8 protein-coding genes are annotated in these 13,960 nt (G+C 67.4%); 3 read left to right on the forward strand and 5 right to left on the reverse strand.

The features are described 5' to 3' along the window. Positions 1-68: 68 nt before the first annotated feature. The 4 genes from AC0Z6F_RS14380 to AC0Z6F_RS14395 all read right to left on the reverse strand — a co-directional run bounded on the left by AC0Z6F_RS14380 (position 69) and on the right by AC0Z6F_RS14395 (position 5,907). Complete coding sequence (locus AC0Z6F_RS14380) at positions 69-1,121, reverse strand: glycosyltransferase family 2 protein (RefSeq protein WP_006385413.1); 1,053 nt, start codon at positions 1,119-1,121, stop codon at positions 69-71. 72 nt (positions 1,122-1,193) lie between these two features. After that, positions 1,194-2,084 (reverse strand): SDR family oxidoreductase, encoded by an 891-nt coding sequence (locus AC0Z6F_RS14385; protein WP_032972301.1) that lies wholly within the window; start codon positions 2,082-2,084, stop codon positions 1,194-1,196. A gap of 64 nt (positions 2,085-2,148) precedes the next feature. Continuing rightward, positions 2,149-3,720, reverse strand: a complete 1,572-nt coding sequence (locus AC0Z6F_RS14390; RefSeq protein WP_100469344.1) for a hypothetical protein — start codon at positions 3,718-3,720, stop codon at positions 2,149-2,151. A 30-nt stretch (positions 3,721-3,750) separates the two neighbouring features. Then, complete coding sequence (locus AC0Z6F_RS14395) at positions 3,751-5,907, reverse strand: RelA/SpoT family protein (protein ID WP_012511884.1); 2,157 nt, start codon at positions 5,905-5,907, stop codon at positions 3,751-3,753. 130 nt (positions 5,908-6,037) lie between these two features. Here AC0Z6F_RS14395 and AC0Z6F_RS14400 point away from each other — a divergent pair, with 130 nt between their 5' ends. Beyond that, positions 6,038-6,574 (forward strand): hypothetical protein, encoded by a 537-nt coding sequence (locus AC0Z6F_RS14400; RefSeq protein ID WP_012511885.1) that lies wholly within the window; start codon positions 6,038-6,040, stop codon positions 6,572-6,574. Positions 6,575-6,616: 42 nt separating this feature from the next. Here AC0Z6F_RS14400 and hrpA read toward each other — a convergent pair whose 3' ends face one another. Then, entirely contained in the window at positions 6,617-10,699 is a 4,083-nt protein-coding gene (gene hrpA, locus AC0Z6F_RS14405) for an ATP-dependent RNA helicase HrpA (RefSeq protein ID WP_012511886.1), read from the reverse strand. An 86-nt stretch (positions 10,700-10,785) separates the two neighbouring features. Between hrpA and AC0Z6F_RS14410 the strand changes: the two genes are divergently transcribed. Both AC0Z6F_RS14410 and recQ read left to right on the forward strand, forming a co-directional pair. Continuing rightward, complete coding sequence (locus AC0Z6F_RS14410; protein WP_006385608.1) at positions 10,786-11,334, forward strand: Dps family protein; 549 nt, start codon at positions 10,786-10,788, stop codon at positions 11,332-11,334. A 562-nt stretch (positions 11,335-11,896) separates the two neighbouring features. After that, positions 11,897-13,702 (forward strand): DNA helicase RecQ, encoded by a 1,806-nt coding sequence (gene recQ / locus AC0Z6F_RS14415; RefSeq protein WP_012511887.1) that lies wholly within the window; start codon positions 11,897-11,899, stop codon positions 13,700-13,702. The last annotated feature ends 258 nt before the right edge of the window (positions 13,703-13,960 follow it).

Below are 13,960 nucleotides of genomic sequence, written 5' to 3' on the forward strand. Positions count from 1 at the left end.
AGGGTCTGGCGAGTCTAACGCAGGCACTGCGGTGGCTGGCAGGCGGTGGCCCGCGGTTTCACTGCAGTTCAAGCAGCACGAGGCTTCCGCCAACCGGTTCCGGCCCCCGCCAACGCCGCCCATACACCCTTCCAGCCGGCTCCGGCCAGGCAGACGTTGGCCAGCCTTGCGATCAAGCGCGGCGCGTCATGGCCGATCCAGCGCAGGCTGACATCTGCCCGCCGATACAACTGCAGCCGTGACCAGGCCATGCGCCAGGCCAGCGCGTGAAGGCCCTGGTAGTGTTCGGGTGCCACCACCACACCGCGCTGCCGCAGCAGGTCCGCCAGGGCGAGCAGGCGCCCGGCCGTACGCTGGCGGGCCTGCGCGTCGAATAGATCAAGATGACGCAGGCGCTGCAGGAAACCGCGCCGGCTTGCGCCGATCTGGTTGTTGCCGTGCTGCCGGTAATCGATGGTTGGCTCGGCCAGCATGTCCAGCCCTCCACGCAACGACGCATTGACTGCCAGCCACTCGTCATGGCTCCAACCGGGCGGCACCGGCAACGCGCTGGTCAGCAGGGTGCGACGCACTGCACAGGTGGCCCCGGTGATGAAATTGCGCAACAGGATCGCGTCAATGGCCTGGCCCGAGCGCTCCAGTTCCACTTCGGCCGGATGTACCACCAACACCTCCAGCAGTTGCTGGCCCAGCGGCGCTCCCTCTGCGTCCACCAGCCGCGCATCGCTGTGCAGCAGCAACAAGCCCGGATCGGCGCTGAAGCGCTGGGCATAGGTGCGGACCCGCCCCGCATGCCAGACATCATCCTGGTCGCACAGGAACAGGATGTCGGCCTGGCAGCGTTGCAGCGCATCGGAGAAATTGCGTACATAGCCAAGATTGCGCGTGTGCTGGACAATCTCGACCCGGACCCCCAGAGCCTGCGCACGCGGCACGAAAGCCTGAAGCAGCTCCAGTGTCTGGTCGCTGGAGCCGTCATCACCAATCACGACTTCGTGCACCCGCGGGTCCTGGCTGAGGATGCTGTCCAGCTGCGCCTGCAGGTAGCGAGCCCCGTTGTAGGTGCACAGCGCGACACCAATGCGCTCGGCAGGGGCCGATCGGGATGGCGCGTCAGGCATCGAACGTACTCGCGGAAAACCAAGGCCGGGGGATGGTAGCAGAGCCCTCCAGCAGATGGATTCAGGCCCCGGCTAACTGTTGCCGGGATGCGCCGCGATCCGCTGCAGGGCCTGGGTGGCACTCATCGGTTGCCACGTGCCTGCATCGGGCTGGAACGGCCGCGGATGTACGCCCAGCAGCGCCTGCAGTGGTCCGTTGTCCGCAATCAGGTCCTGCTGCAGACGCGACACCGGACCGCGCGCGCGCGGCAGCACCGCCGCCAGCCCGCGCAGTGCACCCGCCGGCAACGGCAGCGCCAACGTCGGCTGCACCAGACTGGCATGTACGCGGCGGAACATCGCATGGTATGGCAGGCGCTCACCGCCCCCGATCTCCAGCACCCGCGCCGACGCCGCGCCGGTGGTGATGGCGGCCAGTACGGCACGCGCAATATCGTCGGCGTGTACCGGCTGGCGCAGGCCATCCGCCAGCGGAATCGGGAACACGCGCAGGCGCAGGGCACGCTGCACGATCGGGGTGATGCTGCGATCGATGCCCGCGCCATAGATCAGCGTCGGTCGCAGGATCGTCCACTCCATGCCCAGCCGTTCAGCCTGCTCGATCAGGCCACGCTCGCCCCGCTGCAGCATCGCCACCACACCCTGTTCGTCGGCCTGGGCCGAGCCCTGCTTGCTCAGCACGCTCATCGAACTGGTCGCGATGACCCGTCGAGCCGGTGCCGAGGCCTGCCGCGACAGCCAGTGCGCCAATCCTTCCAACGGACCGAAGCTTGCGATGGCCTGCCAGGACGGAGATGGCACGCTGTCCAGCGCGGCAGCCAGATCACCGCACAGCCACTGCACGCCGTCCTGCGCAGGTTGTGGCTGCCGGCTCACCGCCTGGACCTGGCCATGCGCCTGCAGCAGGCGCGGCAACAGGAACCGGCCGATCTGGCTGGTCGCTCCGGAAACAAGGACGGTCATCGGACATCCGTGAGGCGTGGTTGACAGGGTCGCTACTATAACGGCCACGGCAGCAACACCGGGCTCAGGGTGAAGACGTTGCGATGTCGCGCAGGCGCTGCTGCAGTTGAAGATACTCTGCGCTGGAAGCACCGACACCGAGTTCTGCCGCGTGCTGCAATGCACGTTCGGCAAATGCGATATCACCATTGCCCAAGCGTTCGCTGCCGATCGCCAACCAACGTTGCGCCAGACGCTGACGCGCAGCAGGCAGCCCCGCTGCAGTCGGCGACAGCGTCTGCCAGGCCTGCAGGCAAGCCCCTGCAGCCTGTACCCGGTTCTGTCGCAGATTGTCGTCGAAGCAACGACGGCTGGCCGGCAGCAGGCGCGCGGCAGCCGCTTTCACCCGGGCATCGCGCGGTGCCAGTGATTGCGCCTCACGCAACGCATCAAACGCACTGTGGCCCGGCGGACTGATCCACTGACCGGCGCGCTCGGCGCGTTCGATCCTGCGCAGATGATCGCGCAGTTGCCGTTCACGCTGCGCATTGCTGACGCTTGGCAGCTGCAATGCCTGCTGTGCCTGTTGCGCACGCTGCAGGCGCTGCGCCAGTTGCTGCTGCGCAGCGGGCGACGCCCCCAGTTCCTGCGCCAACGCCGCGTCACGCTGTGCGGCCTCGAACTGGAAGTCGTCGGCCTGTTTCTGGCTGCGTGCCAGCACCGCCTGCAACGACTGCTCGCGGCCGCGCTGGGCGTTGGGATCGTCGGGGGCTACGGCCAGCACGGCCAGGAACCCGTTTCCTGCAACGTCCAACTGCTGCCGCTGCAAAGCGCGCTGTGCCTGCCGCAAGCGCTGGTCCACCGCCTGTGCCAACGCTTCCTGGCTCGCCGGCAGATCGGCATGACCTGCATCGAACTGGCGTGCGCGCTGCACAATGCCAGCGGCCGCGGCCAGCTCACCGCGCCCGGCCAGTGTGCGCGCATGCTGCAACAGGTCGCTCAGTGCATCCTCGCGCCCTTCCAGCGCCGGCAGATTGTCCGGCTGCAATGACAGGATGCGTTGGAACAGTGGCAGCGCACTGCTGTCGCCATCATCCAGGCGGCCGGCGGCAAAGGCATTGCGGGCCTGTGCCAGCAGCGCGCCGATACCGGCTCCGGCGCTGCGACGTGCCTGCAGCTGGCGCGCCACGGCATCGCCTTCAGCCTGTGGCACCTGCAGCTCACGGGCCAACGCCAGCGCCTGCGCGCTTCCGTTCAGGTCATTGACCTGCAGCTTGTCCCGGGCCTGCTGCAGCGCTGCGGCGCCTGTACGGGCCAAGCCCTGGCGCGCCTGCGGGCGGTCGCCATCCAGTGCCAGCACGGCCTGGTAGCGTTCGCGCGCACCACTGCCATCGTCCGCACTCAATCGACCCGCCGCCAATGCGCGATCACCTTCAGCCAGCAGCTGCTCGATCTGCGGCTCGTCCCAGAACCAGTCTGCCAGCGGCTTGCGCAGCAACACCAGCAGCACGAACACCGCAAGCGCGGCGACCAGCGACCAGCGCCAGACCCGGCGTGCATGGCGCGCCTGCAGCCACCACCAACGGCCTTCGCGGCGGACGCGGTCCAGCGCAGGATGATCAGCGCCATGCGGGCGATGCGGGGGCTCGCGTTCCATGCGTGCAGGGTAGCCGGGGCAGCGTGAAGCCTAGCCGAGGCGACGCGCCTCGCTCACGCCCGGCAGCGCGTCCAGCTTGCCCAGCAGGTTGGACAGCTGGCCGTAATCGCTGACCTTCAGCCGCAGCCGCAGATGGGCGCGGCCACTGTTGCGCACGTTGTCGCTGTGAATGTCGAGCACGTAGGCGTCTTCCTGGGCGATCAGATTGGTGATGTCCTTCAGCAACCAGCGGCGATCGACCGCATCGACCACCACGTCCACTTCGTAGCCGCCGCCGGCCTGCCCCCATTCCACCGGCAGGATGCGCTGCGGGCTGGTGGCGGCCAGCCGGGCCAGCGCGACACAGTCTGCACGATGCACGGTGACACCGCGGCTACGGGTCAGGTAGCCGACAATCGGTTCGCCGGCCACCGGCTGGCAGCAACGTGCCAGCTGCACCAGCAGGTTGCCCACGCCCTGCACGGTGAACTTGGATTTACCCAGGTTCTCGCGGCGCGCGGTCGGCCGCGGCAGCGTCGGCGCGGGTGCCGGCTGGTTGGCCGCACGCTCCGCTTCCAGCAGCGCACGGCTGACCTGGTTCGGGCCGGTGTCGCCCAGCGCCACCTGGATGTACAGGTCATCGACGCTGTCGGCATGGAATTTCTTCGCCGCCACCGCCAGGTCCGAATGCTGCAGGCCCAGCCGCTTCAATTCGCGCTCCAGCAGCTCGCGGCCGGCCTGCACGTTGCGCGCACGGTCCAGCTTGTGGAACCAGCTGCGCACCTTCTCGCGCGAACGGTTGCTGGCCAGGAAACCCAGGGCCGGCATCAGCCAGTCGCGACGCGGGTCGGCCTCCTTGCCGGTCAGGATCTCGACACGGTCGCCGCTGCGCAGGCGGTAGGTCAGCGGCACGATGCGGCCGTTGACCTTGGCGCCACGGCAACGGTGCCCCACCATCGTGTGCACCTGATAGGCGAAATCGAGCGGCGTGGCGCCCTGCGGCAGGTCCAGCACCTCGTCCTTCGGGCTCAGTGCATAGACACGGTCTTCGGTCAGCTCGGCATCAAGCGCGCCGGCCAGCTCGTTGCCCTGCCCCTCCTGCGCCTGCTCCAGCAGCTGGCGCATCCAGGTGATCTTGCGGTCGAAGGACTTTTCCGCGCCCTTGCCGCCTTCCTTGTACTTCCAGTGCGCGGCTACGCCCAATTCGGCCTGCGAGTGCATCTCGTGGGTACGGATCTGCACTTCGATGGTGCGGCCTTCCGGCCCGACCACGGCGGTATGCAGCGAACGGTAGTCGTTGGCCTTGGGCCGGGCGATGTAGTCATCGAATTCGCTGGGCACCGGCGCCCACAGTGCATGCACCACGCCCAGCGCGGCGTAGCAGGCGGCGACATCGTCGACCATGACGCGCACCGCACGGATGTCGTACAGCTGGTCGAACGCCAGCCGCTTCTTCTGCATCTTCCGCCAGATGCTGTAGATGTGCTTCGGGCGGCCACTGACCTCAGCCCTGATGCCCTGCGCGACCAGCTCGCGCGACAGCACCTTCTTGACGTTCTCGACGTAACGCTCGCGCGCGATGCGGGTTTCGTCCACCTCACGGGCGATGCGCCGGTAGGTCTCCGGCTCCAGGTGGCGGAACGCCAGATCTTCCAACTCCCATTTCAGCTGCCAGATGCCCAGGCGGTTGGCCAATGGCGCATGGATGTCGCGGGTCAGCTGCGCCAGCGCGCGGCGCTGTTCGTCGTCCAGCTTGTCGGCGGCACGCATCCGCGCCAGCTGCCGGGCCAGCAGGATCGGTACAACCCGCAGGTCGCGGATGATCGCCAGCAGCAGCCGACGCAGGCCTTCACTGTTGCGCCCTGCTTCACGGCCGGCATGCAGCGCCCACACCGGATCGGCGGCATCCTGGCCATCCAGCAGGCCGATCACGGCCGCCCTGTGGTTGCCCAGCGGCAGCTGCTCCAGGCTGGCGCGCAGACCCGGCAGGTCGAACAGCAGGGCTGCGGCCACCGCGCCTTCGTCGGCAGAGAGCATCGCCAGTGCGTCGAGGGTGTCACCCAGCACCGACCAGCTGGCGCGCATCTGGTGGTCGCACTCGGGCGCTTCCCAATGCTCGCGCAGGGCCTGGCGCAGCGGAGCGGGCAGCACCGCTGCCGAGGGACGGTTCAACAAGGCATCCAGGCCGGGGACGGAAGCGCGGTTCACAGCATCGAGCAGGCAAGACAGAGGCCTCTACACTAGCGCCGGCGCCGTTCAGGGACAATCACTGCGGCCACCATCACCCGGCATGAAGACATGCCGCTACACTCGCGGGCAAACCCAGGAGAGTCCCGACATGTCCTCGATCGTCCCGCGTTTCCGCCTACGGCTGCTGGCCGGTGCCGCGCTGTTGCTGTCCCTGTCGGCGCCCGCGCTGGCCCAGCGCGTGGTGGAAGGCGACCTGCAGCAGCAGATGTCACCGGCCGAATTCAAGTCGGCTGGCCTGGACAAGCTCAGTGCCCAGGAACTGGCCGCGCTCAACCGCTGGCTGCAGGGCAAAGTCGAAGCGGCCACCACCCAGGCGGTGGCCGCGGTACGCGAGGAAGCCCGTGAACAGGGCCGCCAGGAAGTGATCGTGAAGAACCGCGGTTTCTTTGATTTCGGCAGCAGCGAACCGATCACCGGTGCCCTGCAGGGTGAGTTCCGGGGCTTCGGCAAGGGGCGCGTCTACGTGCTGGACAATGGCCAGGAATGGGAACAGACCGACACCACCAGCGTGGTCGGCGTGCGCAAGCAGTCGCCCAAGGTCAGCATCAAACCCGGTGTGATGGGCGTGTGGTACATGAAGGTGGAAGGCGTGAACAGCCAGCCGAAGGTGCGCCGCTCCAAGTAACGGTGTGAGGGAAGCCGCCGGGCATGGCCCGGCGCTACCGCATCACAGCTGGCGCAGCGCGGTCACCCGCTGCGCCAGTTTCTTTGCAGAGATGCCGGTGCGTGCACCCAGCTCCTGCGCGAACAGCGACACCCGCAGCTCTTCCAGATCCCAGCGCAGTGCCTGCCATTGCGGCCGCTCGCGCAGGCCCTGCTGCTCACCCGCCTGCAGCGCCTCCAGGAACGGATGCAGTTCCAGCATGCGCGCCTGGTCACGCGGCGGGTCGCGCTTGGCGCGCTCGGTGCGCAGGATCATCGCCTTCAGGTAGCGCGGGTACTGCGCCAGCGCGTCGGCCGGCGTATCGCGCAGGAAGCCGGGGTGGATCAGCCCGACCAGCTGCGCCTCCATGTCATCCAGATTGCCGCGTGCCCAACCCATCAGCGGCGCTTCCAGCATCGGCTTCAGTTCCGCCACCAGGGCCAGGATCGCCTCGGCCAGCTTCAGCCGCTGCATGGCCTCGCCAAACAGCGCCTTGGCCGCTTGCTCGCGGCGTTGCTCGAACGCCTGCGCATCGCGGATCTCGCCCAGGCCATCGGCCAGCACCGCGTTCAATGCGGCGTCGACCAGGTCACCCCGCAGGCGCTCCTGGGTTTCGATCGAGGCGTACAGCAGGCCGGTCTTGGCCGCTACCGGCAACTGCTTGCGCGCCTGCTTGATCTTCTCGCCAAGGCCGATTTCCAACAGTCGGCGCACGCCAAGCGGATGTGCTTCTTCGGCCTGCTGGCGGTCCGCGAAGATGCGCAGGGCTACGCTGTCGCCCTCGTCCAGCAGCGCCGGGTAGGCAGGAACACCCGCCTCGCCAGGCACCTGCAGCGGAATCGGCGTGGCCGGGAACGTACGCAGGCCATCGGCGGCCATCTCGCGCCCCGCGCGCGCGGCGAAGGCATCGCCGGCTCGGCCACCGAACGTTGCACGCAGCGCGTCCAGATCGCGCGAGGTCGCAAGTACCTTGCCGTTCTCGTCGCGCAGGCGCAGGTTCATGTGCAGGTGGGCTTCGATCGAATCCGGCTCGAAGTCGGTGGCTGCCACCTTGGCGCCGGTCGCGCGCGACAGGAAGCGCGCCAGCTCGCCGGTGATGGCGTCGGCGCCGGGCTGCGGGAATGCCTCGAAGAATGCACGCGCGAAGTCCGGCGCAGGCACATAGTTGCGGCGCATCGCCTTGGGCAGGCTGCGGATCAACGCGGCCGCCTTGTCGGCAACGAAGCCCGGTGCCAGCCAGCCCAGCTGCACGGCGTCCAGCGCGTTGAGCAGGTGCAGCGGCACCTCCAGGGTTACCCCGTCATCGTCGGCGCCTGGCTCGAAGCGGTAGTGCAGCGGCAAGCGCGCCTGGCCCAGCGCCAGGTACTTCGGGTAGCGCTCCTGCTCGCTGCCTTCGCCCGGCAACAGATCAACCAGCGACCAGTGCAGGGGCTTGCGCTGTTCCGGTGCCAGCCCCTTCCACCAGGTATCCAGTCCCGCGGCAGAATGGATCTGCGGCGGCACCCGGTCCAGGTACCAGCGCGCCTGCCAGTCCTCGTCGGCGACGATACCGGCGCGGCGCAGCTTGGCTTCTTCCTCGCGGGCGATCTCCAGCACCTTCTGGTTGTCGGCCACGAAGCTGGCGCGTGTAGTGATCTCGCCGGTCACCAACGCCTGGCGCACGAAGATGTCATGCGCTTCGCCGGGGTTGATGCGGCCGTAGTGCACTGGTTTTTTCGGCGCCAGCACCAGCCCGAACAGACTGATCTGCTCGGAGGCCAGCACCTGGCCCTGCGCGCGTGACCAGTGTGGATCGAAATGTTTGCGCAGCAGCAGGTGCGGCAATTCGGCGATCACCCAGTCCGGTTCGATCGCAGCCAGGGTCATGCCCCAGACCTTCTGCGTATCCAGCAGGTTGGCCACCAGCAGCCACGGCGGCGGCCGCTTGGACAGCGTCGAGCCGGGGAATGGCAGGAAGCGGCGCTGGCGTGGCGCCTGGAAATCACCTTTCTCGGTGCGGTGGCCGATCTGCGTCGGCAGGCCCGCCACCAGCGCCCGATGCAGGGTCTGGTAGGCGGTAGCACGCACGCGCTCGCTGAAACCGCCGCCAACCGGCGCCTGTTCCTTCTGCGCGCGCACGGCCACCGGTGCCGGCGCCGCCTCGGCCTTGCCTTCGCGGGCCAGGCGCGCCGCACGGTGCAGCTGGCCACGGGTGGCCTTCACTGCCGCCGCATCGTCGCGCGCAGCGGCCGGCGCACTGCTGCCCGCCAGCAACGGCGCCATCGAGGCCTCGTTGGCTTCTTCCTTCCAGCCCAGTTCCTCGCACAGCAGACGCAGTTGCCGATGCAGCTCGCGCCACTCGCGCATGCGCAGGAAGCCGAGGAAATGACGGCCACACCAGTCGCGCAACTTGGATTGGGTCAGGTCTTCGTGGGCCTGCCGGTAGGCATCCCACAGGCGCAGCACACCTACAAACTCGGAGCGCCCATCGGCAAACTGCGCGTGCGCGCTGTCAGCCGCGCCGCGCGCTTCGGGCGGGCGTTCGCGCGGGTCCTGGATGCCCAGGAACGAGGCGATCACCAGCATCGGCCGCAGGCAGCCGGCGGCCTGCGCGGCCACCAGCATGCGTGCCAACTTCACGTCCACCGGCAGGCGCGACATCTGCTTGCCGATCGCGGTCAGGTGACGCTCGCTGTCAATCGCGCCCAGTTCGGTCAGATGCTGCCAGCCATCGGCCACGGCACGTTCGTCGGGGGCCTCCAGGAACGGGAAGTCCTCAATGCGGCCCAGGCCAAGCTGCAGCATGCGCAGGATCACCCCGGCCAGGCTGGAGCGCCGGATTTCCGGATCGGTGAATTCCGACCGTGCCTGGAAGTCGGCTTCGGCGTACAGGCGATAGCAGATACCCTCGGCCACACGGCCGCAGCGGCCCTTGCGCTGATTGGCGCTGGCCTGCGAGATCGGCTCGATGTGCAGACGGTCAAGCTTGTTGCGCGGACTGTAGCGCTTGACGCGGGCAAAGCCCGGATCGACCACGTAGCGGATGCGTGGCACCGTCAGCGAGGTTTCCGCCACATTCGTGGCCAGCACGATGCGGCGGTTCGGGCCGGGGTTGAACACCCGGTCCTGGTCCTGGTTGGACAGGCGCGCGTACAGCGGCAGCACCTCGGTATTGCGGTACTTGCGCCGTTCCAGCGACTGGTGCGCATCGCGGATCTCGCGCTCGCCCGGCAGGAAGATCAGCACGTCGCCGCGCGAATCCAGACGGGTGATCTCGTCGATGGCCGACACGATGGCGTCGTTGACGGTGCGCTCGCCCTCCTGCTCGCCCTCGCCTTCCAGCGCGCGGTAGCGCACCTCCACCGGATAGGTGCGGCCTTCGACGCTGATCACCGGCGCATTGTCGAAATGCTGGGCAAAGCGTTCGGTGTCGATGGTGGCCGAGGTCACGATCAGCTTCAGGTCCGGGCGCTTGCGCAGCAGCTGCTTCAGGTAGCCCAGCAGGAAGTCGATGTTGAGGCTGCGTTCGTGCGCCTCGTCGACAATGATCGTGTCGTAGTTCGACAACCAGCGGTCACTGGCGATCTCCGCCAGCAGGATGCCGTCGGTCATGAACTTGATGCGGCTGTCTTCGCTGACCTTGTCGTTGAAGCGCACCTGGTAGCCGACCAGCTGGCCCAGTTCGCTCTGCAGTTCCTGCGCCACGCGGCTGGCCACCGCACGTGCGGCAATCCGTCGCGGCTGGGTGCAGCCGATCATGCCGGCCTGGCCACGGCCTGCGGCCAGGCACAGTTTCGGCAGCTGGGTGGTCTTGCCCGAGCCGGTTTCACCGGCGATCACCACGACCTGGTGGTCGCGGATCAGCCCGATGATGGCGTCGGCTTCACGCGCAATCGGCAGCTGCGGGTCCAGAGTAATGGACGGCTGCTGTTGCGCCCGAGCCTGCCGGCGCTGCACCGATACCTGCAAGGCCTGCTCGAAGGTGGCGGCCAACGCCGCATCCTGTGGCTTGGCCTGGCAACGCGAGAGCATTCCCAGCAATCGTCCACGGTCGCGGCTCATGGCACCGTCAATGGCGGCACGCTGTTGGCGCTGGCGGGACTGCGGCATTTTGTCGATAGCGTTCATCAATCGGTTCGTTCAAAACTTTGAAAGCGACCAGTCATCACGACCGGTTTATTGTGAAGGCCAACGATTCCACAAGGAGGAACCCCATGGCGAAGACCAAGAGCACGACCAAGCCCAAAACCGGCAAGCAGAAGCTTGCAGCGGCGGCACCGTCGGCACCGAACATCGATATCGGGATCACCCAGGGCGACCGCAAGAAGATTGCCGACGGTCTGTCGCGCTTCCAGGCCGATGCGTTCACGCTCTACCTGAAGACGCACAACTTCCACTGGAATGTGACCGGGTCGATGTTCAACTCGCTGCACACCATGTTCGAGACGCAGTACACCGAGCAGTGGGCGGCACTGGACGATGTGGCCGAGCGCATCCGCGCACTGGGCTTCAATGCCCCGGGCTCCTACCGGGAATTCGCTGCGCTGACCTCGATCGCCGAGGAGCCGGGCCTGACCGACAGTGCGGACTGGCGTGAAATGGTACGCCAGTTGGTGGTCGCCAACGAAGCGGTCTGCCGTACGGCACGTGAAGTGCTGGAGGTGGCGGCCAAGGGTGACGACGCCCCGACCGAGGATCTGATGACCCAGCGCCTGCAGACCCACGAGAAGTACGCCTGGATGCTGCGCTCGCTGCTGCAGTAAGGGTTGGGGGTGTTCGGCAGGGCTTGCAGCCCTGCACCTGCCGAGGCAACGTCAAGTTCAACGTCAACGTCAAAAGCGGGTTTCCTGAGGGTTGGCGGGGTGGGTCCGGTTGAGGGGGACGCCGTAAACCCGTCCATGGGGGCTTGGTCGCGGAATCCATGCCGCTCACACCCCCTCAACCGGACCCACCCCGCCTTCGACAGTTTCCCGCGATCTGCCAGCAAAGCCTGGGGTCAGATCCGTTTTCCGCAGGAAAACGGATCTGACCCCATTTTGTTTGTCGATATCTGACAGATTCCATCCACGCAACGCGTGGATGGCCCCACCGTCACCGGGAAACTGTCGAAGGCGGGGCGGTGTCGGAGTGCGGGGTGTCCGCGGCATGGATGCCGCGGCCAAGCCCCCATGGACGGGTTTACGGCGTCCCCGCACTCCGACACCGCCCCGCCAAACTACGGATCACTTCAGAGCCGGCTGTCGCTTTTGACGTTGCTCTGGCTTGAAGGCTTCTGCAGGTGCAGGGCGCAGCCCTGCCGAACCCCCGCCGGGGTAAACTAGCCGGATGGCTTCCCGTCCCGCGCACGACCTGCTCCAACGCGTCTTTGGTTACGACGATTTCCGTGGTCCCCAGCAGGACATCGTGGAGCATGTGGCTGCCGGTCACGATGCCCTGGTGCTGATGCCCACCGGCGGCGGCAAGTCGCTGTGCTACCAGGTCCCGGCCCTGCTGCGTGACGGATGTGGCATCGTCATCTCGCCGTTGATCGCCTTGATGCAGGATCAGGTCGAAGCCCTGCGCCAGCTCGGCGTGCGTGCCGAGTACCTGAATTCCACCCTGGATGCCGAGACCGCCGGCCGCGTCGAGCGCGAACTGCTCGCCGGCGAGCTGGACATGCTCTATGTCGCTCCCGAGCGCCTACTGACCGGTCGCTTCCTGTCGCTGCTGTCGCGCAGCCGCATCGCCCTGTTCGCCATCGACGAAGCGCACTGCGTGTCGCAGTGGGGCCACGACTTCCGCCCGGAATACCGCCAGCTGACCGTGCTGCACGAGCGCTGGCCGGAGATTCCGCGGATCGCGCTGACCGCCACCGCAGACCCGCCAACCCAGCGTGAGATCGCCGAGCGGCTGGACCTGCAGGAAGCACGCCACTTCGTCAGCTCGTTCGACCGCCCCAACATCCGCTACACCGTGGTGCAGAAGGACAACGCCCGCAAGCAGCTGGGTGACTTCCTGCGCAGCCATCGCAGCGAAGCCGGCATCGTCTACTGCATGTCGCGTCGCAAAGTGGAAGAAACCGCCGAATTCCTCTGCACACAGGGCTTCAACGCCCTGCCCTACCATGCCGGCCTGCCGTCGGAGGTGCGCGCCAACAACCAGCGCCGCTTCCTGCGCGAGGACGGCATCGTGATGTGCGCCACCATCGCCTTCGGCATGGGCATCGACAAGCCGGACGTGCGCTTCGTGGCGCATACCGACCTGCCCAAGTCGATGGAAGGCTACTACCAGGAAACCGGCCGCGCCGGCCGTGATGGCGAAGCCGCCGAGGCCTGGCTGTGCTACGGGTTGGGCGATGTGGTCCTGCTCAAGCAGATGATCGAGCAGTCCGAGGCCGGCGAAGAACGCAAGCAGCTGGAACGGGGCAAGCTCGACCACCTGCTGGGCTACTGCGAATCCATGCAGTGCCGCCGCCAGGTGCTGCTGGCCGGATTCGGTGAAACCTACCCCAAGCCCTGCGGCAACTGCGACAACTGCCTGACGCCGCCAGCGTCGTGGGACGCGACCATTCCTGCCCAGAAGGCGCTCAGCTGCGTGTACCGCAGTGGCCAGCGTTTCGGCGTCGGCCACCTGATCGATGTCCTGCGCGGCAGCGAGAACGAGAAAGTGAGGCAGCAGGGCCACGACAAGCTCAGCACCTACGCGATCGGCCGCGACCTCGACGCGCGCACCTGGCGCAGCGTGTTCCGCCAGCTGGTGGCCGCCAGCCTGCTGGAAGTGGACAGCGAGGGCCACGGCGGACTGCGCCTGACCGATGCCAGCCGCGACGTGCTGACCGGCCGCCGGCAGATCAGCATGCGTCGCGACGCCGTCAGCACCAGCACCGGCCGTGAGCGCAGCGCGCAGCGCACCGGCCTGTCGGTGCTGCCGCAGGATCTGGCGCTGTTCAATGCCCTGCGCGGCCTGCGTGCCGAACTGGCACGCGAACAGAACGTGCCGGCGTTCGTGATCTTCCACGACAGCACCCTGCGCAACATCGCCGAACAGCGCCCGACCAGCCTGGATGAACTGGCCAGGGTCGGCGGCATCGGTGGCACCAAACTGAGCCGCTATGGCCCGCGCTTGGTGGAGATCGTGCGCGAGGAAGGTTGACCGCCACGCGTTGCTGCTCGGTAGCGCCGGGCCATGCGCGGCGAGCGCGAAGCGCGGCTGATCCACGGGCCGCCGGGCATGGCCCGGCGCTACCCCTGCGCTGGCGCCCTTGTAGAGCCGAGCCCACGCTCGGCTGCTTCTGCGGGGACGACAGCCGAGGATGGGCTCGGCTCTTGTGTCTTGGATCGTGCCCTGATCAGGCACAATCCCCCGGTGACCCGGGAGGCTCCGATGACGCTGCCTCGGCTCTTAAGCCTT

It is taken from the genome of Stenotrophomonas sp. 1L-E-5-B-C3 (assembly GCF_057292075.1).

Bases quoted from the DNA above. Each gene is read 5' to 3' on its own strand.
- AC0Z6F_RS14385 (WP_032972301.1), bottom strand. From the start codon at position 2,084: ATGACCGTCCTTGTTTCCGGAGCGACCAGCCAGATCGGCCGGTTCCTG.
- AC0Z6F_RS14390 (WP_100469344.1), bottom strand. From the start codon at position 3,720: ATGGAACGCGAGCCCCCGCATCGCCCGCATGGCGCTGATCATCCTGCG.
- recQ (WP_012511887.1), top strand. From the start codon at position 11,897: ATGGCTTCCCGTCCCGCGCACGACCTGCTCCAACGCGTCTTTGGTTAC.
- AC0Z6F_RS14380 (WP_006385413.1), bottom strand. From the start codon at position 1,121: ATGCCTGACGCGCCATCCCGATCGGCCCCTGCCGAGCGCATTGGTGTC.
- AC0Z6F_RS14400 (WP_012511885.1), top strand. From the start codon at position 6,038: ATGTCCTCGATCGTCCCGCGTTTCCGCCTACGGCTGCTGGCCGGTGCC.
- hrpA (WP_012511886.1), bottom strand. From the start codon at position 10,699: ATGAACGCTATCGACAAAATGCCGCAGTCCCGCCAGCGCCAACAGCGT.
- AC0Z6F_RS14410 (WP_006385608.1), top strand. From the start codon at position 10,786: ATGGCGAAGACCAAGAGCACGACCAAGCCCAAAACCGGCAAGCAGAAG.